The organism is Salinicola sp. 4072 (assembly GCF_036663415.1).
Lineage (GTDB): Bacteria > Pseudomonadota > Gammaproteobacteria > Pseudomonadales > Halomonadaceae > Salinicola > Salinicola salarius_A.
The window spans coordinates 45,148-68,339 of the sequence record NZ_JAXOVV010000003.1 but is presented as its reverse complement, the minus strand read 5'-3'; the positions used below and the strand labels follow the sequence as shown (position 1 = coordinate 68,339).

The 23,192-nt window shown below is 63.0% G+C and carries 17 protein-coding genes; 9 read left to right on the top strand and 8 right to left on the bottom strand.

Going from position 1 to position 23,192, the window contains the following annotated elements; genetic code table 11:
* Positions 1-56 precede the first annotated feature (56 nt).
* Positions 57-674: a 3'-5' exonuclease gene (locus R3F72_RS03800; protein ID WP_087718270.1), complete on the bottom strand. Its 618-nt coding sequence runs from the start codon at positions 672-674 to the stop codon at positions 57-59.
* Positions 675-685: 11 nt separating this feature from the next.
* Complete coding sequence (locus tag R3F72_RS03795) at positions 686-2,503, bottom strand: putative nucleotidyltransferase substrate binding domain-containing protein (protein WP_332778950.1); 1,818 nt, start codon at positions 2,501-2,503, stop codon at positions 686-688.
* Between the two features lie 725 nt (positions 2,504-3,228).
* Here R3F72_RS03795 and R3F72_RS03790 point away from each other — a divergent pair.
* The 4 genes from R3F72_RS03790 (at position 3,229) to R3F72_RS03775 (ending at position 9,940) form a co-directional block, all read left to right on the top strand.
* Positions 3,229-3,489, top strand: coding sequence for a DUF4212 domain-containing protein (locus tag R3F72_RS03790; RefSeq protein ID WP_071231497.1), 261 nt, complete (start codon positions 3,229-3,231; stop codon positions 3,487-3,489).
* Between the two features lie 6 nt (positions 3,490-3,495).
* The gene (locus R3F72_RS03785; protein WP_087718272.1) at positions 3,496-5,277 is read left to right on the top strand and encodes a sodium:solute symporter family protein; all 1,782 of its coding nucleotides are present in this window, start codon (positions 3,496-3,498) and stop codon (positions 5,275-5,277) included.
* A gap of 91 nt (positions 5,278-5,368) precedes the next feature.
* Positions 5,369-5,884, top strand: a complete 516-nt coding sequence (locus R3F72_RS03780; protein ID WP_087718273.1) for a hypothetical protein — start codon at positions 5,369-5,371, stop codon at positions 5,882-5,884.
* Positions 5,885-5,980: 96 nt separating this feature from the next.
* Positions 5,981-9,940 carry a hybrid sensor histidine kinase/response regulator gene (locus tag R3F72_RS03775; RefSeq protein WP_332778949.1) on the top strand — a complete coding sequence of 1,320 codons (3,960 nt, stop codon included), beginning with the start codon at positions 5,981-5,983 and terminating at the stop codon, positions 9,938-9,940.
* Between the two features lie 308 nt (positions 9,941-10,248).
* Here R3F72_RS03775 and rpoD read toward each other — a convergent pair whose 3' ends face one another.
* The 3 genes from rpoD to rpsU all read right to left on the bottom strand — a co-directional run bounded on the left by rpoD (position 10,249) and on the right by rpsU (position 14,727).
* Positions 10,249-12,087, bottom strand: coding sequence for an RNA polymerase sigma factor RpoD (gene rpoD, locus R3F72_RS03770; protein WP_087718275.1), 1,839 nt, complete (start codon positions 12,085-12,087; stop codon positions 10,249-10,251).
* 284 nt (positions 12,088-12,371) lie between these two features.
* Positions 12,372-14,276 carry a DNA primase gene (dnaG, locus tag R3F72_RS03765; RefSeq protein WP_087718276.1) on the bottom strand — a complete coding sequence of 635 codons (1,905 nt, stop codon included), beginning with the start codon at positions 14,274-14,276 and terminating at the stop codon, positions 12,372-12,374.
* Between the two features lie 235 nt (positions 14,277-14,511).
* On the bottom strand, positions 14,512-14,727 hold the full coding sequence (rpsU, locus tag R3F72_RS03760; RefSeq protein WP_075560838.1) for a 30S ribosomal protein S21: 216 nt from the start codon (positions 14,725-14,727) through the stop codon (positions 14,512-14,514).
* A 301-nt stretch (positions 14,728-15,028) separates the two neighbouring features.
* Here rpsU and tsaD point away from each other — a divergent pair, with 301 nt between their 5' ends.
* Positions 15,029-16,057, top strand: a complete 1,029-nt coding sequence (gene tsaD / locus R3F72_RS03755; protein ID WP_322528002.1) for a tRNA (adenosine(37)-N6)-threonylcarbamoyltransferase complex transferase subunit TsaD — start codon at positions 15,029-15,031, stop codon at positions 16,055-16,057.
* Here tsaD and R3F72_RS03750 read toward each other — a convergent pair.
* Positions 16,038-16,721: a glycerol-3-phosphate acyltransferase gene (locus tag R3F72_RS03750; RefSeq protein WP_303856496.1), complete on the bottom strand. Its 684-nt coding sequence runs from the start codon at positions 16,719-16,721 to the stop codon at positions 16,038-16,040. The genes tsaD and R3F72_RS03750 overlap by 20 nt on opposite strands.
* 148 nt (positions 16,722-16,869) lie before the next feature.
* On the opposite strand from R3F72_RS03750, the gene folB reads away from it, so the two are divergent.
* The 4 genes from folB to R3F72_RS03730 all read left to right on the top strand — a co-directional run bounded on the left by folB (position 16,870) and on the right by R3F72_RS03730 (position 20,217).
* Positions 16,870-17,223 (top strand): dihydroneopterin aldolase, encoded by a 354-nt coding sequence (folB, locus tag R3F72_RS03745; protein ID WP_087718278.1) that lies wholly within the window; start codon positions 16,870-16,872, stop codon positions 17,221-17,223.
* Entirely contained in the window at positions 17,223-17,765 is a 543-nt protein-coding gene (folK, locus tag R3F72_RS03740) for a 2-amino-4-hydroxy-6-hydroxymethyldihydropteridine diphosphokinase (protein WP_303856497.1), read from the top strand. The genes folB and folK overlap by 1 nt, the downstream gene beginning before the upstream one ends.
* Positions 17,766-17,888: 123 nt before the next feature.
* On the top strand, positions 17,889-19,487 hold the full coding sequence (locus tag R3F72_RS03735) for an ATP-binding protein (RefSeq protein ID WP_332778948.1): 1,599 nt from the start codon (positions 17,889-17,891) through the stop codon (positions 19,485-19,487).
* A gap of 37 nt (positions 19,488-19,524) precedes the next feature.
* Positions 19,525-20,217, top strand: coding sequence for a response regulator (locus R3F72_RS03730; RefSeq protein ID WP_087718281.1), 693 nt, complete (start codon positions 19,525-19,527; stop codon positions 20,215-20,217).
* 48 nt (positions 20,218-20,265) lie between these two features.
* Here the strand turns inward: R3F72_RS03730 and R3F72_RS03725 are convergent, their stop codons facing one another.
* Positions 20,266-20,808: an O-acetyl-ADP-ribose deacetylase gene (locus tag R3F72_RS03725; RefSeq protein ID WP_087718282.1), complete on the bottom strand. Its 543-nt coding sequence runs from the start codon at positions 20,806-20,808 to the stop codon at positions 20,266-20,268.
* A 299-nt stretch (positions 20,809-21,107) separates the two neighbouring features.
* A complete protein-coding gene (locus R3F72_RS03720) occupies positions 21,108-23,078 on the bottom strand; it encodes a sensor domain-containing diguanylate cyclase (RefSeq protein ID WP_332778947.1) in 1,971 nt (656 codons plus the stop codon).
* Positions 23,079-23,192: the final 114 nt, after the last annotated feature.

Sequence of the window (23,192 nt, the reverse complement as noted above, 5' to 3'; positions counted from 1 at the left end):
GGTATGAAGGCGCGCTCATGCTATCACTGCGCCCGGCGACTTGCGATGCGCCCTCGCTAACTTGTCGTCAGGGCGCCCTTCTTCAGGCGTATGTACATCAAGGCCGTGGTTGTCGCATCACCGAGGGCGGTGTGGCGGCCCATCACCGGCACATTGAGCGCCTCGGCGACCGACTCGAAATTTACCGTCGGCTCCAGCTGCGGGCGCGTCCGATGCATCTCGCGCAGATAGAGCTGTGCCACGTCAAGGCATGCATTGGGTAGGCTGAAGCCGAACAGCGGCCGAAGCTGACGGTCGATCACCGCCCGGTCGTAATCGATGCACCAACCCAACAGCGGGCGGTTGCCGATGAAATCGAGAAACTTTTCCAGCGCCTCCCCCAGCTCGTCGCCATCATTCAAGTCGATCCCGCGCATACGATGGATCTTGATGGAATCACCGCGCAGGCTGGCCGGCGGCTGGAGGCGCAGATCCAGCGAGCCGCTGGTCAGCACGCGCTCGCCCTGGATGCGTACCGCAGCGATCGAGACCAGTTCGGCGGTCCTGGTATCGAGGCCGGTGGTCTCGCAGTCGATGGCCACCATCTCGTCACCGGTGTAGGGACTGAACAGCCAGCCATAGCGGCCATCCGCCTGGCGGCGGCGATCGGCCACACGGCGTAGCGAACGTATCATCGCAGTCCTCGTCAGTATTCGAGATGAAAACGGTGCGTCAGACGTTGCTGGAAATCCTTGACGATATGCAGCGCCTGGCGCAACAGGTCGCGCTCCAGCGACGACAGAGACTGCACCACGACCAGGTTGGGTTCGCCGCTGTTCCGCCGTCCGTCGAGTTGGGCCAGCTGTTGCTTGAGGCGCAGTTCGATGAAAAGCGCCAGCGCCTCGCCGAGATCCGCGGCAAAGTCCGCTTCCAGCCGTCCCTGTTCGGCAAGCGCCGCCAGCCGAGCCAGGGTCGATGTCTCGTTGATGCGACATTCCAGCGCCAGGGTGCGCACCCCGTGCACGATCGGGAAGATACCGCCTTTCTTGATGTCGATACCGTGTCTGGGTGTCTTGAGCGTGCCGAACAGGGTCAACGGCGCGGCGAAATGCAGCGCGGCTCGAGCAAAGTAGGAAAGCAGCAATTCATCGTGGGAGCAGCTGGCGAAGAGATGTTCGCGCATGCGATCCAGCAAACGAGTATCGCCGGCTACGCCACGGGCATCGAGCATGATGGCAAGGTTCATCAGCGATGCGCCGTCACGACGCTCGACCCAGCGCGTGACCGTCCTTCGCCAGCCGCTCTCGCTATCTACCCAGGCAGGATTCGAGACCATGATATTGCCCGGACAGGGCGGGTAGCCCAGCGTATAGAGCGTTTCGGTGAAACGCTGCATGGCGATCTCGCGATCAGGCCAATCGCTGTCGTCGGCGACGATCAGCGCATTGTCCTGATCGGTCTTGAGGATCTGCTCACCGCGTCCTTCACTGCCCATTACCAATAGACAGCTCTGAGCGCGGTAGCGGGGGGCGACGAGAAACTGATAGGCCTTGTCGACGATACGCCCGTTGAGCGCCGCCAGCAGATCCATGACGAAGCGGAGCTTGATCCCCTGGGCCATCAGCGCCTGGACCAGCTCCGGCAGCCGTGCGCTGGCGCGAGCCAGGGCCTCGAGATCGTCGGCCTGCTCGAGCTCGAGACTGACCATGTAGGAACGGCTCGAGAAATGGCTGAGCACATCGGTCAACTCCACCACGCCAACCGGCCGGTCCTGCTCGACCACCACCACCCTGGCTACCTGATGCCGGGTCATCTGCACCAGCGCTTCGAACAGATACTGATCGGGAGCGGCGGAAACCAGCTCGAAGTGAGCGATGGTGACCACCGGACGCGCCTGCGTCGCGCCTTCCATCACTAATGCATTGAGCAGATCGGTCTTGGTCACCACCCCGAAGCGACCGTCCTTGCCGACCAGCATGCTGTCGGCATGGCTTTCGTTGAGCCGGTTGGCCGCCGCGGCAATACTGGTGGTCGCCTCGACGATCAACGGCGCTCGCATGCAGGCGCTGACCCGAGCCAGCATGAAACCCGCCATGTTCACGCCACTTTCGGCGCGACGCTCGGCTAGCAGGCGGGTCTTCTGCGCCAGCCCGCGCTGGAAGAAGTCGGCGAAAGCCGGGTAATCGTCGCAAAGGTGCTCGAAGAGTGTCTTGGGCATCGCATAGCAGAGGCTTTCCTGCTCCACCTTGAAGCGATATCGGCTGGATCCTTTGAGAATGCTGATAGCACCGAACAGGTCGCCAGCCGTGTAATGGGCAATGCGCGCCTGATCGCTCGGCGCGTGGGGGTCGAGCTCCGCGACCTCGCCCTTGTGGATGATGTACACGAACTCGCCGGGCTGGCCGGCGTCGAGGATGATCTCGCCGCGATTGAAGTAGAGCAGATCGACACCACGAATGACACGCTCACGGCCGCTACCGTCGAGTAGCGTAAAGGGTGGTTGGGAAAGATCCATGTCGACCATCAGCCGGCTCCCGTCATTGCAACGGCATACCTATGCCGAGCCCCTACCTTGAGTTGGCCCGAAGTGGAAATGCTCGAACCGTCATATCGTTTCAGCCACGAGAATTCACCCTTCAAAAAAGCGCCATTGCGGCGATGCTCAGGCAAAAACGCAATCTACGGCGCTCTGTATACTCTCCCGATATCCTTCCGGCACTCTACACTTAACGATTTGTTTGCCAACTCATCATAACTTAACGAAGCTCTCCTCCTTTATTGACCAGGACTTATCACTTTTATAGCAAAGTAGAATATCGTCCATGACATCCAGCCGGACTCAACGCCCCGCACTCTTGGTTAGACCATGGTCTTATAGACCTCAGTCAAAATCATTAAGCAACGATTTCATATCCAATCAACCATATATAAAACATTAGTCAATTGTTTCCACGATACTAAGGTAGAAGATTTAACATCTTGTTTTCGCTACTCAATATTGCTATTGAGCACTATAGGGAGATCGCAAGTCGATAACGTACCCTGTCGACGAGCCAAGGCGCGAATAAAGGAGACTTTAGTCTTCATAAATGAGTGATCGAAAAGCGGCTGTCGACCGAACCTTCCCGCGTAAAATTCGTACGCATGTGAATCACTCATGATAAATGTAGTTTGTAGTCGAGCGGTTTCCCGCCGGGCGGGCATAAACTCGGAACACTTCCCAGCTTCAATGACGCGGAGAACGATAATATGGCAGATGACAAATCCAACGCTGCTGCCTATTGGAAGGCGAATCTTCGCCTGATAACCGGCTGCCTGATCGTCTGGGCGCTGGCGTCCTATGGCTGCGCTATCCTGTTACGACCCTTGCTGGCTGGCATATCCATCGGTGGCACTGACCTGGGTTTCTGGTTCGCGCAACAGGGGTCCATTCTGATCTTCATCGGCTTGATCTTCTTCTATGCCTGGAAGATGAACCGGCTGGACAAACAATTCGGTCTCGGGGAGTAAGCCTGCATGAGTCAATTTGCCATCAACGTTCTCTTCGTCGGCGGCTCCTTTGCCATCTACATCGGCATTGCGATCTGGGCCAAGGCCGGTTCGACCAAGGACTTCTACGTCGCAGGCGGCGGGGTACACCCCATCACCAACGGCATGGCGATCGGCGCCGACTGGATGTCCGCCGCCTCGTTCATTTCCATGGCGGGCATCATCGCCTCGGCAGGCTATGGCGCCTCCACCTTCCTGATGGGCTGGACCGGAGGCTATGTCCTGTTGGCTCTGCTGCTGGCCCCTTACTTGCGCAAGTTCGGCAAGTTCACCGTCCCCGAGTTTATCGGCGACCGTTTCTACAGCAAATCGGCGCGCATGGTAGCGGTGGTCTGCCTGATCATCGCCTCGCTCACCTACGTCATCGGTCAGATGGCCGGTGCCGGCGTGGCCTTCTCGCGCTTTCTGGAAGTCGATGCGACCACCGGCCTCATCATCGCCGCCATTGTCGTGTTCTTCTATTCGGTCCTGGGGGGCATGAAGGGCATCACCTATACCCAGGTGGCTCAGTACATCGTACTGATCATCGCCTACACCATCCCGGCGGTATTCATTTCGCTGCAACTGACCGACAACCCGATACCGCCGCTCGGCCTGTTCTCCGATCACAGCGCCTCCGGCGAGCCGCTATTGGCCAAGCTCAACGAAGTCGTCACCGCACTGGGCTTCAATGAGTACACGGCGATGGTCGACAACAAGCTGAACATGGTGCTGTTCACGCTATCGCTGATGATCGGTACCGCGGGGCTGCCGCACGTCATCATGCGCTTTTTCACCGTTCCCAAGGTCGCCGACGCACGCTGGTCCGCCGGCTGGGCGCTGGTGTTCATCGGCCTGCTCTATCTGACCGCGCCTGCCGTGGCCTCGATGGCCCGCCTCAATCTGGTGACCACCATCTACCCGGACATGGCCGCCCAGGTCGAGAACTACGAGGACGCCGCCGCCAATCCCATCGCGTACGCGGACCGTCCCGACTGGATTCGCACCTGGGAAGAGACAGGACTGATAACCTTCGACGACAAGAACAACGACGGCAACATTCAACTCTACAACGGCGCCGCCGACTTCTCCGACCGCGGGTGGCAAGGTAACGAACTGGAGGTCAGCAACGACATTCTGGTGCTGGCCAACCCCGAAATCGCCAATCTGCCCGGCTGGGTGGTCGGTCTGATCGCCGCGGGGGGCCTGGCGGCAGCGCTGTCCACGGCGGCAGGTCTGTTGCTGGCGATTTCCTCGGCGATCAGTCATGACCTGATCAAGGGGGCGATCAACCCGAGGATCACCGAAAGGGGCGAACTGCGGGCAGCCCGCATTTCGATGTCCGTGGCGATCGTGGTCGCGACGTACCTCGGCGTCAATCCTCCCGGATTCGCCGCCCAGGTCGTGGCGCTGGCCTTCGGTATCGCCGCCGCCTCGCTGTTCCCCGCGCTGATGATGGGAATCTTCTCCAAGCGGATCAACAACAAGGGGGCGATCGCTGGCATGCTCTCGGGCCTGATCTTCACCCTGGTATACATCTTCGTCTACAAGGGCTGGTTCTTCATTCCCGATACCAACAACCTGCCGGACACTGAGGCCAACTGGGTAATGGGCATCTCGCCGCTGTCCATCGGCTCCGTGGGCGCCATCCTCAACTTCGCCGTGGCATACATGGTTTCCAGCGTCACCGAGGAGCCGCCGCAGGAGATTCAGGATCTGGTGGAAAGCGTGCGCTATCCCAAGGGGGCTGGTGTCGCGATCGATCACTAAGCGACAATGCTTTCTGAAGAGTCAGGCTAACTGGCACCACTCGAATCGGGCTTCCCAGCGGGAAGCCCGATTCTTTGAGCAAGGAATCACCATGATATGGCATTTGGTCGCGGCAGCCTCCGCCGGCCTGGGCGCCGCCGGCGTGGCGCTACTGTTACGTTCTCTCAGCGGTAAACGTCTACCGCGCTGGATCATCCCAGCCTGCGCGGGGCTGGGCCTACTGGCCTACCAGATCAACTACGAGTACGACTGGTATGAATACAAGCGCCAGCAGTTGCCCGAATCGGCGACAGTGGTGTCGACCGAGAAGAGCCGGATGTTATGGCGCCCATGGACCTATCTCCATCCGCTGACCACGGCGTTCAGCGTCGTCGACCGGGACAAACTGGTGCAATCGCGAGCCAACGGCGAGCGCCTCGTCGAGTTCGTTCTCTATCGTTTCGAAATGCAGTATCGCGACGTGCTGACCCACCAGGCGTATCTGGTCAATTGCAGCGCTCGCGAGAGCGTCCCGCTCGTGGGCGATAGCCGCCAGCCCGACATCGGCCGTTTGCGTCATCTCGCGGGCGACGACCCGCAACTCGAGACGGTCTGTTCCGAAAGCTGATCCGGCACGCGGCACCATCGATATCAAGCCCCGGATCGCGGCTGCCCTCGAGGTTGGCGTTGCCCTAGAATGGCCGCATATCAAGGGAGAGAGTTCATGTTCGAAGGCGGTTTATTGATCGTGGTGGCACTGCTCTATGTCGCCACGTTGTTCGCCATTGCCTGGCGCGGGGATCGGCACGCCAGACGCCACGGCGCCGCAAGCCGCCGGCCAATCGTCTACAGTCTGGCGCTGGCGGTCTACTGCACGTCCTGGACCTTCTACGGCAGCGTCGGCCAGGCCGCGACGTCGGGCTGGTCGTTTGCCAGCATCTTCGTAGGCCCGGTGCTCGCGTTCCTGCTGTTCTGGCCGGTAATCACCAAGATGATCCGGGTCGCCAAGCGCCAGAACGTGACCTCGATCGCCGACTTCATCGCCTCGCGTTACGGCAAGTCCCAGTCGCTGGCCGCTTTTGCCAGCATGATCGCCCTGATCGGGACGCTGCCCTACATCGCCCTCCAGCTGAAAGCCGTCTCCAGCGCCTTTCGAGTGATGACCAGCGACGGCCATGCAGTGAAGGCGCCGATCGTCGACGACACGGCGTTCTATATCACCATTTTCATGGCGGTCTTCGCGATCCTCTTCGGTACCCGCGATACCAACGCCACCGAGCATCACGAAGGGCTGATCCAGGCCATTGCCTTCGAGTCGGTGGTCAAGCTACTGGTCTTTCTGGTGCTGGGCGCCTACGTCACCTGGGGCATGTTCGATGGCTTGGGCGAACTGCTGACGCGCGCGGATACCTATCTGAAGCTGCAGCAGCAGCTGACCGAGCAGAACTTCGATACCAGTTTCTGGACCCAGACGCTGCTGGCGATGCTGGCGGTGTTCTGTCTACCTCGGCAATTTCATATTACGGTAGTCGAGAATACCCATACCGATGATGCCAAGCGGGCACGCTGGCTATTTCCGGTCTATCTGGTGGCCATCGGCTTCTTCGTCCTGCCCCTGGCGGCTGCGGGGCTATCGCTGTTTCCCGGTGAGGGCATTTCGCCGGACAGCTATGTCCTCGCCCTGCCGATCGTCGCCGACCAGCCGTGGCTGGCGATGATGACCTTCGTCGGCGGACTCTCGGCGGCCACCGGCATGGTGATCATGGCCGTCGTCTCCAACGCGATCATGATCTCCAACGAAATCGTGCTGCCGGCGCTGTTCCGACTGCGCTGGTTCGAGGAGCAGCCCCGGGACTACGGCCGGCTGGTGCTGCGCGCCCGTCGACTCACCATCGTCGTCATCCTGGCCCTGGCCTACCTGTTCTACCAGCTGGTCGCCGAGTACAGCTCGCTCGCCGCCACCGGCCTGCTATCGCTCTCGGCCGCCGCCCAGTTCGCCCCGGCGCTGCTCGGCGGGCTCTACTGGAAGCGCGGCAATCGTCTCGGCGTGGTGACCGGACTCAACGTCGGCTTCGCGATCTGGGCCTACACCCTGCTGATGCCGGCGCTGATCCAGGCCAACCTGCTGCCGGAAGCGTGGCTGATCGGGGGCCCGCTGGGGCTGGAGTGGCTCTCGCCGCTGCATCTGTTCGGCCTCAACGTCACCGACAGTTTCGCCCACGGCGTGATGCTGTCGCTGGGCTTCAACCTGTTCTTCTACATCTTCATCTCGCAGCTGACACCGCAGCGGGTCGTCGAGCGCATCCAGGCCTCGCTGTTCGTCGACAGCATCGAAACCCGTCAGACCACGGTCAACCGCCCCTGGACGGGCGCCACGACCATGGGCGACCTCAAGGTGCTGTGCGAGCGTTTCCTGGGCAAATCGCAGGTCGAACGCGCCTTCGAGGACTACGCCCGGCGCAACGCCAAGCCGGTGGACAACAACATTCGGGCATCGATCGACGTCATCCAGTTCACCGAACGCCTTCTGGCCTCGGTTCTCGGCGCATCGTCGGCGCGCATCGTGGTCAACTCCGCGCTTCAGGGCCGCGGTATCGGCATCTCGGACGTCATCTCGATCGTCGACGAAGCGTCACAGGTGCTGGAGTTCAACCGGGCGCTGCTGCAGGCGACCATCGAGAACATCAACCAGGGCATCGGCGTGGTCGACCAGAACCTCAACCTGGTGGTCTGGAACCAGCGCTATCTGGAGATCTTCCGTTTCCCCGACAACCTGATCCGCGTCGGCACGCCGATGGAAAAGGTGTTCCGCTACAACGCCCACAACGGTGAATACGGCCCCGGCGATCCCGAGGAACACGTCGAGCAGCTGATCGAGAACATCCGCAGCGGCCAGCCGCACCGCTACGAGCGCTATCGCCCCGACGGCTCGGTGCTGGAGGTGCTGGGCAACCCGATGCCGGGTGGCGGCTTCGTCTATACCTATCAGGACATCACGCAGCAGAAGCGCACCGAGGAAGCGCTGATCCGCTCCGAGAGCAACATCCGCATCTACACCGACAACGTGCCGGCGCTGATCGCCTACTTCGACAAGGAGTGTCGCTATCTCTTCACCAACCGCGCCTACGAAGCGGCGATGGGGATCGACCGCAACGCGGTGATCGGGGAGCGGGCGGACAACGTGCTGCCGCCGCAGACGGCGCGTCAACGCACACCCTGGATGCAGCGAGCGCTGAGCGGCGAGCGGGTCACCTTCGAGATCTCGCTCGACGACGGCGACGGCGGCATTCGCTACATGCTGGTGACCTACACGCCGCACTTCGGCGAAGGGGGGCGAATTCTCGGCTTCTTCGCGCTCTATCAGGACATCACCGAGCGCCGGCTGGCAGAGATCGCCCTGCGAGAGACCAATGAAAACCTCGAGGAGCGGGTTCGCGAACGTACCCAGGCGCTATCGGAGGCCAACGCAGCGTTACGCCAGGAGAACCGCGTTCGCGCCGAGGCCGAACAGGCGCTGCGCCAGGCCAAGCAGACCGCCGAGGATGCCAACGCCTCGAAGACGCGCTTCCTCGCCGCCGCCAGCCACGATCTGCTGCAACCGCTCAACGCCGCCCGGCTATTCACCTCGGCGCTGGGTCAGCAGATCGCGGACCCCGATCATGGCCGCACCATCGGCCATATCGACAACTCACTCCAGGCCGCCGAGGAGCTGCTGGGCACGCTGCTGGATATCTCCAAGCTCGACGCCGGCGCGCTCACGCCGCGTCGCAGCCAGTTCCCCCTGGCCGACATCCTGCGTCCGCTGCGCGCCGAATTCGAAGTCATGGCTGACGATCGCGGCCTCGATCTGGACATGGTCACGACCAGTCTGTGGGTGGAGAGCGATGCCCAGATGCTGCGACGCATCATTCAGAACTTCCTGTCCAATGCCCTGCGCTACACCCAGCAGGGACGCGTCCTGCTGGGCTGCCGTCGCGCCGGCGGGCGCGTGACGATCGAGGTCTGGGATACCGGTCCGGGGATACCGGAATCCAAGCTGAGCGAGATATTCCAGGAGTTCCGGCGTCTCGATCAGGCCTCCCGGCACAAGGAGAGCGAGCGCGGTCTGGGCCTGGGCCTGTCGATTTCCGAGCGCATGAGCCGCGTACTGGATCACCCGATTCTCGTTCGCTCCCGAGTCGGCTTGGGAACCGTGTTCTCGGTCTCCGTGCCGATGATCGCCGATCGCCGCGGCGCCGCCACGCCGGAAGAGACGGCGCCCAACAAGCGGGCCAGCAACAAGCTGGCGGGCACGCGCATTCTCTGCATCGACAACGAGCGCCTCATCCTCGAAGGCATGAAAGCGATGCTGGAAGGCTGGGAGTGCGAAGTCTATACGGCCACCTCGATCGGTGGCGCCAAGTCGGCGCTTCGCAACATGGGGGGCGATCCGGATGCGATTCTCGCGGACTACCATCTCGACAACGAAGTCACCGGCATGATGGCCCTGGAAGCGCTGGAAGAGCTCTGCGAGCAGGCCGTACCGGGCATCGTGATCACCGCCGACCGCACCGAAGAAGTCGCCGAGGAGATCAAGCGCGGCGGCTATCAGATCCTGCTCAAGCCGGTACGCCCGGCCGCTCTGCGCGCGCTGATGACCCGGACACTGCAGGCCAGTCGCGCAGCGAGGCTGTCGGGCGACTGAGCTTCGGGCTTCGGGCTTCGGGCTTCGGGCTTCGGGCTTCGGGCTTCGGGCTTCGGGCTTCGGGCTTCGGGCTTCGAGCTTCGAGCTTCGAGCTTCGAGCTTCGAGCTTCGAGCTTCGAGCTTCGAGCTTCGAGCTTCGAGCTTCGAGCTTCGAGCTTCGAGCTTCGAAAATCAGGATGCTGTCCTTGAACAAAAAAATATCAGCGACGCTAGCGTCGCTGACATTTTTTATTCAAAGCCAAAATCAAACCACTCCGCATAGCAAGGCAACTAGCTTTTGCTCGAAGCCCGTGGCTCGCGGCTATGTTCTATTCGTCGAGAAACGAGCGCAGCGGTTCGGAGCGCGACGGATGACGCAGCTTGCGTAACGCCTTGGCTTCGATCTGACGGATACGCTCGCGGGTGACGTCGAACTGCTTGCCAACCTCTTCCAGCGTGTGGTCGGTGTTCATGTCGATGCCGAAGCGCATGCGCAGCACCTTGGCTTCGCGCGCGGTCAGGCCGCCGAGGACGTTACGAGTCGCCTCGATCAGACCCTCGCCGGTAGCGGAGTCGATCGGCAGCACCATGGTGCTGTCTTCGATGAAGTCGCCCAGGTGCGAGTCTTCGTCATCACCGATGGGCGTCTCCATGGAGATCGGCTCCTTGGCGATCTTGAGCACCTTGCGCACCTTGTCTTCCGGCATCTCGAGACGCTCGCCCAGCTCTTCCGGAGTGGGCTCGCGGCCCATCTCCTGCAGCATCTGACGCGATACGCGGTTGAGCTTGTTGATCGTCTCGATCATGTGCACCGGAATACGGATGGTGCGGGCCTGGTCGGCGATGGAGCGCGTGATCGCCTGGCGAATCCACCAGGTGGCATACGTGGAGAACTTGTAGCCACGGCGGTACTCGAACTTGTCCACCGCCTTCATCAGGCCGATGTTGCCCTCCTGGATCAGATCCAGGAACTGCAGGCCGCGGTTGGTGTACTTCTTGGCGATCGAGATGACCAGACGCAGGTTGGCTTCGACCATCTCTTTCTTGGCACGACGCGCCTTGGCTTCGCCGATGGAGAGACGGCGGTTGACTTCCTTCAACTGGCCGACATTGAGCAACACCATTTCCTGCTCGAAACCGATCTTGCGCTGGGCGCGCTGAACGTCACCGCGGAACGGTTCGAGACGATCGGCATACTTGCCGTTCTTGGCGATGAATTCGTCGAACCAGCCTTCGGCGGTTTCGTTGCCCAGAAACGAGCTGATGAACGTCTTGCGCGGCACTTTGCCCTGCTTGACGAACACCTGCATGATCGCCTTTTCCTGACTCCGTACCTGATCGACACTGATCCGTACCTGGCCGACCAGGCGCTCGAAATGCTTGGGCGACAGCTTGATCGGCGAGAACAGCTCGGCCAGACGCGCCTGCTCGACATTGGCTTCTTCGGAGCCGCGCCCGTGCTTCTCGATAGCCGCCTTGGCCGCTTCGTTCTGATCGCGAATCTGCTCGAAGCGCACCCGTGCCTCTTCGGGGTCGGGGCCGCCTTCGCTCGCGCTGTCGTCGTCTTCGCTGTCCTCGTCGTCTTCATCGCCGCTGATGTCGGCTTCGACTTCTTCCGGCATCTCGACTTCGGCAACCCCCGGGATCCCTTCGTCAGGATCGATGAAACCGGAGAACAGATCCGAGAGGCGCCCGGGGGCTTCCTCGTCCTGGGTCTGATCGTAGACGTCGAGAATGGAATCCACCGCGCCGGGCAGATAGGCCAGGGAAGACATGACTTCCCGCAGGCCTTCCTCGATGCGCTTGGCAATCAGGATTTCGCCTTCGCGGGTCAGCAGCTCCACCGTGCCCATCTCGCGCATGTACATGCGCACCGGGTCGGTCGTACGTCCGACATCGCTCTCCACTGCCGCCAACGCCGCCACGGCCTCTTCCGCCGCGGATTCGTCGGTGGAATCGTCGGACATCATCAGCGTGTCTTCATCAGGCGCCTCCTCGACGACATTGATCCCCATGTCGTTGATCATGGAGATAATGTCTTCCACCTGATCCGGATCAGCGATATCTTCGGGGAGATGATCGTTCACTTCGGCATAAGTCAGGAAACCCTGCTCTTTGCCGCGTGCGATCAGCTCCTTCAAACGTGACTGCTGCGCATTTCCAGCCATAGAAACCCTACTCGACGAAGAAGAATGAAGCACCTGGGGGCGACGGCGCGACGACCCAAAAGCCGGCTAGTATAGCGCGCCCCCGCTTTTTGCTGCCAGCTTCTATTACCTTGCCTGCCAGGTGTGCTAGTGTGCTTGGTTAACCTATTTGGTGGCGATCACCGCCATTTCAACCTTTCGACCGCGCTCTCGGTTGATAACCTTACCGATTGACCACTTCACGCTTCCTTGCCTAGTAGTCCTGACCTTATTCGCGACGTTTCGTGCCCTACGAACTTCATGATTCACGGCCCTTCGGCCAACTTTCCGATCAGCTCTCTCAGGCGCTGCTTGTCCGCGCTGCTGAGTGCTCCCGGTTGACGGCTCTTTTCCAGTAACTGGCGGTACTCCTCCACCGGCGTCAAACGAGCGCTCTCGCGCTCGAGATAACGTACCCAGCTTTCCAGCTCACTGGCCCGAACGTCGCGCGGAATTTCCAGTTCACGACGCGCCAGCTGATCGAGGCGCTCACCGTCCGCGCTGCCGTGGAAGTGAGCCAGTAGTACCTGGGGGCTGCGATAGCGTCCGGCGCGCAACAACTGCACCACTTCGCGGCACAAGCGCCCATCGGATGCTTCGATCGGACACCACTCGACCGTCTCCGGCAGCCCCTCGACCAATCCCGGTTCGTGCAACAACAGATGCAATATCCGAGCCGGAATGCTCAGAGAAAGCGTAGCAGTTCCTGGGCGAGATGCCGGGAGTCCGCGCCGCCTTGCACGATTATTGCTATTATCGACCGTCACGCCCGGGTCTGAAGTGGCGTCGATATCGCCATCCGAGGTCATCATCAGCGCTTCGTAGCCAGCGTCCGGCGTCATCGCCTGGCGCGGCTCAGGCATCGCGTGCTTCTCCAGCCAGCCGGCGAAGTGCGACTGGTCTATCCCGCTTCTGACCGACAGCTCCTTGACCAGCAGCGATTTGAGCACGCCTTCCGGTAAAAGTTTCAGGGCGTCCAGCACCGCCGTCACGAAGCGCTCGCGCCCTTCCACCTGCTTGAGATCACGCCCTTCCGCCGCCTGCTCGAACAGAAACTCCGACAGGGGGCTGGCGCAGGTGATGCGCTTCTCGAACGCCTCCTGACCTTCCTGGCGAACCACCGTATCGGGGTCTTCGCCCTCGGGCAGGAACAGGAATCGCACCTGCCGCCCATCGATCATCGACGGCAGCGCCGTCTGCAACGAGCGACGCGCAGCCTGACGGCCGGCGTTGTCGCCATCGAAGCAGAACACCACCTCGTCGACCAGCCGGAACAGCCGCTGCAGATGGTCCGTCGTCAGCGCCGTACCCAGGGTGGCGCAGGCGTTGCGAATGCCGAACTGCGCCAGCGCGACCACATCCATGTAGCCTTCGACCACCAGAACCCGGGAGAGCTGCCGATTGGCCTGACGCGCCTCGAACAGTCCGTAGAGTTCGCGTCCCTTGTGAAAGACCGGCGTCTCCGGCGAATTGAGATACTTGGGCTTGGCATCGCCCAGCACCCTGCCACCGAAGGCGATGGTGCGGCCTTTCCAGTCGCGAATCGGAAACATCACCCGGTCACGAAACCGATCGTAGGTGCGTCCGGTCTCTTCGCGGTGCACCAGCAGCCCGTACTCGACCTGGACCGCTTCGCTGATGCCCTGTTGCAGCAGATAGCGCTTGAGCGACTCCCACTCGTCCTCGGCGTAACCGATGCCGAAATCCCGGATGATCTCCTGGCTCAGGCCGCGACGATCGAGATACTCCCGGGCCTGGCGTCCGCCGCCGAGCGCCAGGCGCTCGCGAAAGAAGCGCGAAGCCAGCTCCAGCAGATTGACGCCCTCTTCACGCTTCTGCTGACGCTGACGCGCTCCCGGATCCTCGCCGCCTTCCCGCTCGACCTGCATACCTGCCCGGGATGCCAACTGCTCGACCGCTTCGGGAAAGCGCAGATTGTCGAACTCCATCAGAAACCGCAGCGCATTGCCGTGCGCGCTGCAGCCGAAGCAGTGATAGAACTGCTTGTCGTGGCTTACCGTGAACGACGGGGAGTTTTCCTGATGGAACGGGCAGAGGCCGCTGTGGTTGCGCCCGCTTTTCTTGAGCTGCACCCGCTCGGAAATCACATCGACGATGTCGGTACGGGCCAACAGGTCATCGATGAAACGTTGGGAAATCTGTCCGGCCATATCATCAGACGCTCTCGGGGGATCCGCTCGCAGGCCAGGCTGCGAACTGCCATGCCTGTCATGGAGAGATATCCAGCTGAAGATAGGACAGGCAAGAAAACACTGCATCCGCGCCGACATGGATCTTGATCCCATGGACGTTGGCGCAATGGCAGCGGAACAAAAACAAACGGCCACCTGAACGGCGGCCGTTTGATCGTCCCTCTGGGGTGACCGAAGTCACCCGCAGTACGGATCAATACAAGCGTTCGAAACGCTTACGCTCACGCTGCAACTTCTTGGCATGACGCTTCACGGCAGCCGCGGCTTTACGCTTGCGGACTGCAGTGGGCTTTTCGTAAGTTTCGCGACGGCGGACTTCGGACAGGACTCCGGCTTTTTCGCAGGAGCGTTTGAAGCGACGCAGCGCGACGTCGAACGGCTCGTTATCACGTACTTTAACAGCGGGCATGAAGCACTCACCTACCTTGGGAATTGAGTTCGGTTTGAACGCACGCCCTTTTGAACGCACGACCCGAGAAATTCGAGACAACGCCGCGAAAGGCTTCGAATCCTGACGTTTCGCTATCCGGATCTTCCCGGCCCAGATCTGTCTCACGAGATCGATCGACAGCCGAGGACGTGTTAAAGGCGCACGACCCAGTTCTACAGAGCAGAGTATTCTAGTCGCGCCCCGGAACCAATGCAAATGGCTTTTCGACAGCGTAAACTAACGCCCCTTTTCGCTTCACGACCCCCGACGGACACCGATCATGCGCGTGCTGGGCATCGAAACCTCCTGCGACGAAACCGGCGTCGCCCTCTATGACACCGAGGCCGGGCTACTGGCCGATGCGCTCTACAGTCAGATAGCGCTACATGCCGAATTTGGCGGCGTGGTGCCGGAACTCGCCTCCCGCGATCACACCCGCAAGCTGCTGCCACTGGTGGATCAGGTGCTCGACGAGGCCGGGTTGGCCAAGCGCGATCTCGATGCCATCGCCTACACTGCCGGCCCCGGCCTGGTCGGCGCGCTGATGGTGGGTGCCTGCACCGCTCACGGCATGGCGCGCGCACTCGGAATCCCCGTACTCGGCGTGCATCACATGGAAGGCCACCTGCTGGCGCCGATGCTGGAGGAGAATCCGCCGGCGTTTCCCTTCGTCGCCCTGCTGGTTTCCGGTGGGCACACCCAGCTCGTGGACGTCCGCGGCCTGGGCGACTATCGGCTGCTGGGGGAATCCGTCGACGATGCGGCCGGCGAAGCGTTCGACAAGGTCGCCAAGATGCTGGAACTCCCCTACCCCGGCGGCCCGCAGGTGGCCGCGCTGGCCGAGCAGGGGCGCAGCGAGCGCTTTCGCTTTCCCCGCCCGATGACCGACCGGCCGGGGCTCGATTTCAGCTTCTCCGGACTGAAGACCCACACCCTGACCGCACTGCGCACGCTTCGCGAACAGGACGCCCTCGACGCCCAGGCGCGCGCCGACGTCGCCCGCGCCTTCGAGGATGCCGTGGTCGACACGCTGGTGATCAAGTGCCGGCGCGCCCTCAAGGAGAGCGGGCGGAAACGCCTGGTCGTTGCCGGTGGCGTCAGCGCCAATCGGCGCCTGCGCGAGACGCTGGATACGGCACTCGCCAAACTGGGCGCCCAGGCGTTCTACCCGCGTGGCCACTTCTGTACCGACAATGGCGCGATGATCGCCTACGCCGGCGCGCAGCGTCTCGCCGCCGGCCAGCGCAGCCAGACCCTGCAGCCTCGCCCACGCTGGCCGCTGGCGGAGCTCACTCCTCCTGCGGTCTGACCTGCTGGCCGTCCTGTTGCCTGAGCCCGCGGCGATCGCACAGGGCATCTTCTTCGTCGAACGGATCGGCCAGCGCTGGTTCGTGCGTTTCGCGGCGTCGCTCCCGCCACAACCGGATGTTCCAGGCGTGCCGAGCCAGAACCAGTAGAGAGAACACGCAGATGACGCCCGTCATCGGCGGCACTAGCCAATAACTCAGCAGCGGCGCCATCAACGCCGTGGCCAGCGAGGCCACCGCCGCCGTGCGCACCCGCCAGGCGAGCAGGAACCAGCAGGTCGCGCAGATCAGCGCCACTGGCGTCGCCAGCATCAGCAGCACGCCGAACGCACTAGCCACCGCCTTGCCGCCGCGCCCCCGATGCCAGACCGGGCAGCTGTGCCCGATCAGCACGCCGAGGCCGACCAGCCCCTGGGACCAGACCGACAGCGACGCCGCGCCGGCCAGCCACAGCACCGGCATGCCCTTGGCGGCATCGATGGTCAGCGTCACCAGCGCCGGCCGCCAGCCGAAGGCACGCAGCACATTGGAAAATCCCGGATTCCCCGAGCCCGCCCAGCGAGGATCGCGCAGGCCCCAGGCACGGCATACCCAGATCGCCCCGAGCAGCGAACCGCTGAGATAGCCGGCCCCCACCAGCAGGCCGGTAACAAGGATCGGTGGCAAGACAACACTCCCCTGGCCGCGTGGCGGTCATCATCGAGCCCTGATTCTGCCACTCTCCTCGCGTACAATCGATGGCCGTTGCGTCGAGCGGGAACGGCCCGCCGATGGCAATCACCGCCAAAAGCATCGCTGCCGACGAGGAGTTAGCGTGGATCAGGTATTGATCGAAGGCTTGAGCCTGGAGACGGTCATCGGCGTCTATGACTGGGAACGTACGGTGCGCCAACGCCTGGAGCTGGATCTGGAACTCGGCACCGATATCCGCCCGGCCGCCCGGGACGACGACCTCGACCGGACGCTCGACTACGCCGCCATCTGTCAGCGTCTTGCCGATTACGCCGACGCCAACGCCCACGGCCTGGTGGAAACCTTCGCCGAGCGCGTCGCGGCACTGCTGATCGACGAATTCGGCGTCCGCCAGCTACGCCTGACCGTGCGCAAGCCCGGCGCCGTGGCCGCGGCACGCGCCGTGGGCATTCGCATCGAGCGCAGTGCCGACTGATGCCGCTGGCCGTTCTCGGGCTGGGCAGCAACATCCAACGCCGGCATCACCTGACCCGCGCCCTGGACGCGCTGGCAACCCTCGCCGACCCGGCCCCGCTACGACTCTCCCCGGTTTACGAGAGTCCCGCAGTCGGCTTCGAGGACGATCGCCCCTTCTACAATCTGGTGGTGGCGTTCGAGACCGAGCTGTCGCCGACCGCGCTCAACGACCGCTGCAAGCGCATCGAGCGCGACAATGGCCGGCCCGCCGGCCCGACCAAGTTCGTCGCCCGCACGCTGGACATCGACCTGCTGCTGTGGGGCGAGGCCGTCGGCCGCCATGGCGACGCCTGCCTGCCGCGCGAAGACATCCTGCGCTACGCTTTCGTGCTGCACCCGCTGGCCGACCTGCTGCCCTCCCACGCCCATCCGGTCGACGGCCGCACGTTCGGGGCGCTATGGGCCGCCTTCGACGCCGCCGATCAATCCCGCGCTCAACCTCACTGGCCGGTGGACTTCCGGTGGAAAGGCCGACTCGTTTCCCGCGCCACCGATGCCTGACGGCAACCAGCAACGATGAAGCACTCGCAATCTCCATCTTCTTTGCCCATTGTCTGAACTGTCACTGCTGCGCGTTGAGACACACTGGAGGAATCGATACCGCCCGTGAAAAAGCCGGATCCCATGTCCTTATCGTATAGCAGATGGCGCGACTGGCCTCGACTGTCGCGTCTCGGCATCAAACTGTTCGCCATCATCCTGATCACCAACGTCTTGATCAGCGGACTGGTGTTCGTGTTCGTCTCGCGCAGCCTGGACGAAGGTTTCGTCAACTATCTCGAGCGCAGCCAGTCGACACGCGCCGAGACACTGGCCAACGCACTGGGCGAACAGTGGACACAGCGCGGCAGCTGGCAGTGGCTGCGCGACAATCCTCGCGCCTGGCAAAGTCTGGTGCGCAGCCAGCTCTGGTCCAGCGAGAAGCGCCCTCCCAGCGGGATCGATCGCCAGTTTTCCGATGCCCGCGGCTACGTTCTGCTCGACGAGCTGAGCAATCCGGTGATCGGCGAGCCCCTGCTCAAGCCGCCCCCTCAGGACGACGATCTGGACATTCCGCCGCCGCCGGAGCCCCATTTCGTGCCGATCCGCAGTGGCAACAAACTTGTCGGCCAGCTGGGCTACCTGCCGCCGGAGCGACTGATGGCGCGAATGGACCAGATCTTTCTCGAGCGCCAGCAGCGCAACCTGACCATCATCGTCGGTTCGCTGTTTCTCGCCTCTCTGCTCCTGGCCGGCGGGCTCGCCTGGTGGCTGGGCCGCCGTGCCAGGCTCATGACCCTGGCCACGCGCCGCCTGACCCTGGGAGACTACAGCGTGCGCCTTTCCGAACGCGGCCGCGACGAGCTCTCGCGTCTCTCGGCGGATTTCAACCAGCTCGCCGAGACGCTCGAGGCCAATCGTCTCGCGCGCCAGCGCTGGGTCGCCGATATCGCCCATGAGCTGCGCACGCCGCTGGCAGTGCTGCGAGGCGAGATCGAAGCCATGCAGGACGGCATCCGCCCTCTGTCGGTGGACAACCTGGGATCGTTGCAGCAGGAGGTCGACCAGCTCGGGCATCTGGTCGAGGACTTGCGCCTGCTGGCCCAGAGCGACGCCGGCGCGCTGGACATGCACCTCGTGCCCGTGGATCTCGAGGAGTCGCTGGTACAGCGCCTCGAGGACAGTCAGCCGAGACTGGAAAGCCTCGGCCTCGCGCTTCAGCTCGAAACCGAACCGCTGTGGGTGCGTGCCGACAGCCAGCGTCTGCGTCAGCTTTGGGATAACCTGCTGTCCAACACCATCGCCTATACCGACAGCCCCGGCACGCTGCGCGTCACGCTGAAGCGCCGTGGCGATCAGGCGACCGTCGTCTGGGAGGACACCGCCCCCGGCGTGCCGGAGGACGAGCTGCCCCGCCTGACCGAGCGGCTGTACCGGGTGGAAGGGTCGCGCAATCGCCGCAGCGGTGGCAGCGGCCTGGGACTGTCGATCGCCAACGCGCTGATCGAAGCGCAGGGCGGCACGCTGGTGCCCTCGGTTTCGCCACTCGGCGGTTTGCGCTGGACGCTGACGTTCCCGCAGGCGCTTCCCGCCGACCGGACGGCGGACGCCTCCCTCGAGCGCGCCGACCACTCGTGCGGCTCGCCCGCCAAGGCGTCGCTCCCGGAGCGGGCCGGCGAGCGACACGAACGACACGAACGACACGAACGATACAACGAACCATTCAGTAGCCACGGCAAGTAGCCACGGCAGCCACGCCAACTGACAGGGAGCCGGTTTGATGAACGACACCATTCTGATCGTCGAGGACGAACCCAAGATTGCACGCCTGGTCGCCGACTATCTGTCGAAGAGCGGCTACGCTTCCGATCACATCGATCACGGCAATGCCGTGATGGCGTGGCTCGAAGAGAATCAGCCGATGCTGATCCTGCTCGACCTGATGCTGCCCGGCACCGATGGTCTCACCCTGTGCCGCCAGATCCGCGAGCGATTTCCCGCCATCCCCGTGATCATGCTGACCGCCCGTGTCGAGGAAGTGGATCGCCTGCTGGGACTCGAGCTGGGCGCCGACGACTATATCTGTAAACCCTTCAGCCCCCGGGAGGTCGTGGCCCGTGTCAAGGCCGTGCTGCGCCGCAGCTACGGCGCCACCGGCACGGACGAATCCACCTCCGAAGGCGACCGCCTGACGCTGGACGAAGACGGCTGGCGCGCGATGGCGGGCAGCGAGGACCTGAATCTCACCGCGGTCGAGTTCCAGCTCCTCAAGGTGATGATGTACAGCCCCGGGCGCATCTTCTCCCGCGACCAGTTGATGGATCACATGTATCGCGATCACCGTATCGTTTCCGAGCGTACCGTCGATAGCCACGTCAAGAAGCTCAGACGCAAGATCGCCGATGTCTGGCCGGACCGCGACATCATCCGCTCCGTCTACGGCGTCGGCTACAAGTATCAGCCCGAGGAGTGAGACCGCCCCGGCCCGGTCTCGACGCTGGCCGGCAAGCGCCGGCACCAGTCAGCCGGCCGGGACGCCGTGGGCCAGGAAGGTATCGACATCCCTCGCCGAGAAGAACAGCAGCGTCACCTCGAGGTCGGGAAGCGTGGGCAGCAACTCGCGCATCACGCCGGCCACGATGGCGGCAGCCGCGTCGGCCGGATAACCGTAGACACCGGTCGAGATGGCCGGAAACGCCAGCCGCGTGAATCGATGCTCTCCCGCCAGGCGCAGCGCATTACGATAGCAATCGGCCAGCTGCTCGGAGCGATCCTCCGACTTGGCGAAAACCGGCCCCACGGTGTGGATCACGTGAGACGCCGGCAGCCGGAACCCCGGCGTCATCGCCACTTCGCCCACCGGTAGCCCCTCCGGCCAGGTCGTGCGTCGCAACTCGCGGCACGCCTCGAGAAGGTCCGGCCCCGCCGCGCGATGGATCGCGCCATCGACGCCGCCACCGCCCTGCAGACTCTTGTTGGCGGCATTGACGATCGCATCGCCCTCGAAGCGGGTGATATCGCCCTCGGCAACGACCAGGCGGTCGCCCTGCCAGTGAATCTTCATCACGTCTCTCCTGTGGACCACGCATACTCGATCGGTAAAACGCAAAAGGTTGGCAACGACCGAATCGCTGCCAACCCCTCTTTCCCAACCCCTCTTTCCCAACCCGTCGTTTTCACACAATGTAGGACGCGATGCCAACGCTCGCGAACCAGAGCCGTTTCGAATCAGGAGGCCTGGTGTCATTTTCAGAAGACGGCTGCACGGAATGTCAGGGGTCGATTGCACCCTCCGGGCTTGCTGCTGTGGCATAGGTAACACTCGGTCTTGCCCTTTCCCTGCCGGCTACCTCCAGGGCAGGGTCATGCGTTGACCACACCATTTCGCCCCCGTGACTTGACTGCATAGCTCGCAGCATCGGCACGCCTTACCACGTCATCGACGCTCTGGTCCGACCATTGGAAGTTGCTCACCCCGATGCTGGCCGTCACTTTCCACGTGCGGCCGTTGTGTTCCAGACCCTTGGCCGCAATGCGCGCTCGCAGCGACTCGGCAATGCGCATGGCCTGGGAGAACTCGCAGCCAGGCAGCAGAATGGCGAACTCGTCGCCCCCCTGGCGGGCGGCATGGTCGCTGCTGCGCGTTTCCGCGCTCATCGCGGCCGCCACCTCGCGGAGCATGCTGTCGCCCAGGGCGTGACCGCCTGCGTCGTTGATGGCCTTGAAATGGTCCAGATCGAACATCAGCAGGGCCGACTGGGTGCCGGCTTTTTTCCAAGCGGCAAAGGCTTCCTCCAGCCGGCGCTCGAAACCGCGGCGGTTGAGCAGGCCGGTCAGCGGATCGTGCTCCGCTTCCCAGCGGCGCAGGGCATCCTCGTGCTGACGCTGGGTGATATCGCGTACGACCCCCACCTGGCCGATGATCTCGCCGTCCACCCGGATCGCAGTGGCGTGGACGTCCAACCAGTACAGCTCACCATGCTCGCCGTAGTAGAGAAACTGGCGCGCGACGTCCTGGTGCCGGAGAAGGCTCGCCTGCCAGGCGGCCACCACCGGTTTGCGATCCTCTTCGTGGATACGCTGGGCCCAGGTCGGCAGGTGGACCGGCGGCGTGATCCCCAGCAGTTGTCTCAGTGCCTGATTGACGAAAGTCAGGTTTCCCTGGGTGTCGGTGACGAACATGCCCTGGGGCGAGGCGGCCAGGATACCTTTCAGGAATGCCTTACGCTGTTGCAGGTCTTCCATGGCCTTCAGACGGCCATGCTCCACCTCATTGAAGACGTCGATGACGTTGCGCAGCTCGGACAGGCGGGTGGCGATCTGAAGGGAGCGCCGGTGGCCTTGGCTCAGCTCCTTGAGCTGCTGGGCCAGGCGCGTCAGTGGCCGCAGGGTCAGCCAGATCACGGCCGCCATCATCGGCAGCAACAGCCCCAACACCCACCAGCCCCGCCACGTAATGCGCTCCATGACGTTTGCCAGGGGGGTATAGACCTGATCGAGGGGCAGGTAGAGACCCAGTATCCAGTCGGCGGGCCAAATCTGGCGATAGGCCGTCAGGCCCGCGCTGCTTCCAAGCAGGTTGCCACTGGCCTCGCCCTGCCAGCCATCGCGCGCCAGATCGAGCCAGGGGTCGCGCGCCACGTCCTCCAGCGTTGGCAGGTCTTGCCGCTGGTCGGGGTGATAGAGCAGCCGGCCCGAGGCCGTGGCGATCACCACATGGCCCTCGTCGCCCAGCCGGAGGCGCTGGAACCCCTCGAACAGCTCGCTGCGGGCGATCTCCACCAGGCCACCCACGAAGCCCGTGTAGCGGCCCTGCTCCGTGTGGCGCGGTACCAGCATCATGACCATGGGCTTGCCGGAGACCGCTCCGACGAAGGGTTCACTGACATGCGGGCGCTGCACGTTGCGCATGAAGCGCGCATAGGACCGATAGCCGATGTCCTGGCCGCGGCGACCTTCAAGCGTCGGCCAGTCATCGACGACGATGTTCTCGGCATCGACCAGAATCAGGCCCTCGAAGAGGGCGAGCAAGGGGTCATGGTTACCCCGGGCCAGCATTCCCGGCGAGGCGTCGGGATACAGCCCGGCCAGGCGCTCCAGTACCTCCAGACGCTGCTCGATCTCATGCGTGATGTCGTTGCGGATCAGCTCCGCCTCATACCGCAGATGCACGCGGTTGGATTCCTCGACCAGCAGGGTGCCGGACTGCCAGCCGAAGGCCAGTAGTGTCATGCTCAGCAGCGTCCAGATCACCACGACCCCCAACAGCAGGCGGCCCCGCAACGAGAAGAGGTAATGATGCAGGACGTGTTTCAGAGACTGGGCGACCCTCATATTCGGCACTCCTATGCTCAACGGCGACGCCACTCCCGCGGCGCAATCGGCGACGCTTGTTCCCAAAGCCTGTTTCGGTAACACCCTACGCCATGTCCGCACAGCCCGCATGGC

Coding starts and splice junctions, on each gene's coding strand:
- R3F72_RS03800 (WP_087718270.1), bottom strand. CDS start 674: ATGATACGTTCGCTACGCCGTGTGGCCGATCGCCGCCGCCAGGCGGAT.
- R3F72_RS03795 (WP_332778950.1), bottom strand. CDS start 2,503: ATGGTCGACATGGATCTTTCCCAACCACCCTTTACGCTACTCGACGGT.
- R3F72_RS03790 (WP_071231497.1), top strand. CDS start 3,229: ATGGCAGATGACAAATCCAACGCTGCTGCCTATTGGAAGGCGAATCTT.
- R3F72_RS03785 (WP_087718272.1), top strand. CDS start 3,496: ATGAGTCAATTTGCCATCAACGTTCTCTTCGTCGGCGGCTCCTTTGCC.
- R3F72_RS03780 (WP_087718273.1), top strand. CDS start 5,369: ATGATATGGCATTTGGTCGCGGCAGCCTCCGCCGGCCTGGGCGCCGCC.
- R3F72_RS03775 (WP_332778949.1), top strand. CDS start 5,981: ATGTTCGAAGGCGGTTTATTGATCGTGGTGGCACTGCTCTATGTCGCC.
- rpoD (WP_087718275.1), bottom strand. CDS start 12,087: ATGGCTGGAAATGCGCAGCAGTCACGTTTGAAGGAGCTGATCGCACGC.
- dnaG (WP_087718276.1), bottom strand. CDS start 14,276: ATGGCCGGACAGATTTCCCAACGTTTCATCGATGACCTGTTGGCCCGT.
- rpsU (WP_075560838.1), bottom strand. CDS start 14,727: ATGCCCGCTGTTAAAGTACGTGATAACGAGCCGTTCGACGTCGCGCTG.
- tsaD (WP_322528002.1), top strand. CDS start 15,029: ATGCGCGTGCTGGGCATCGAAACCTCCTGCGACGAAACCGGCGTCGCC.
- folK (WP_303856497.1), top strand. CDS start 17,223: ATGCCGCTGGCCGTTCTCGGGCTGGGCAGCAACATCCAACGCCGGCAT.
- R3F72_RS03735 (WP_332778948.1), top strand. CDS start 17,889: ATGTCCTTATCGTATAGCAGATGGCGCGACTGGCCTCGACTGTCGCGT.
- R3F72_RS03730 (WP_087718281.1), top strand. CDS start 19,525: ATGAACGACACCATTCTGATCGTCGAGGACGAACCCAAGATTGCACGC.
- R3F72_RS03725 (WP_087718282.1), bottom strand. CDS start 20,808: ATGAAGATTCACTGGCAGGGCGACCGCCTGGTCGTTGCCGAGGGCGAT.
- R3F72_RS03720 (WP_332778947.1), bottom strand. CDS start 23,078: ATGAGGGTCGCCCAGTCTCTGAAACACGTCCTGCATCATTACCTCTTC.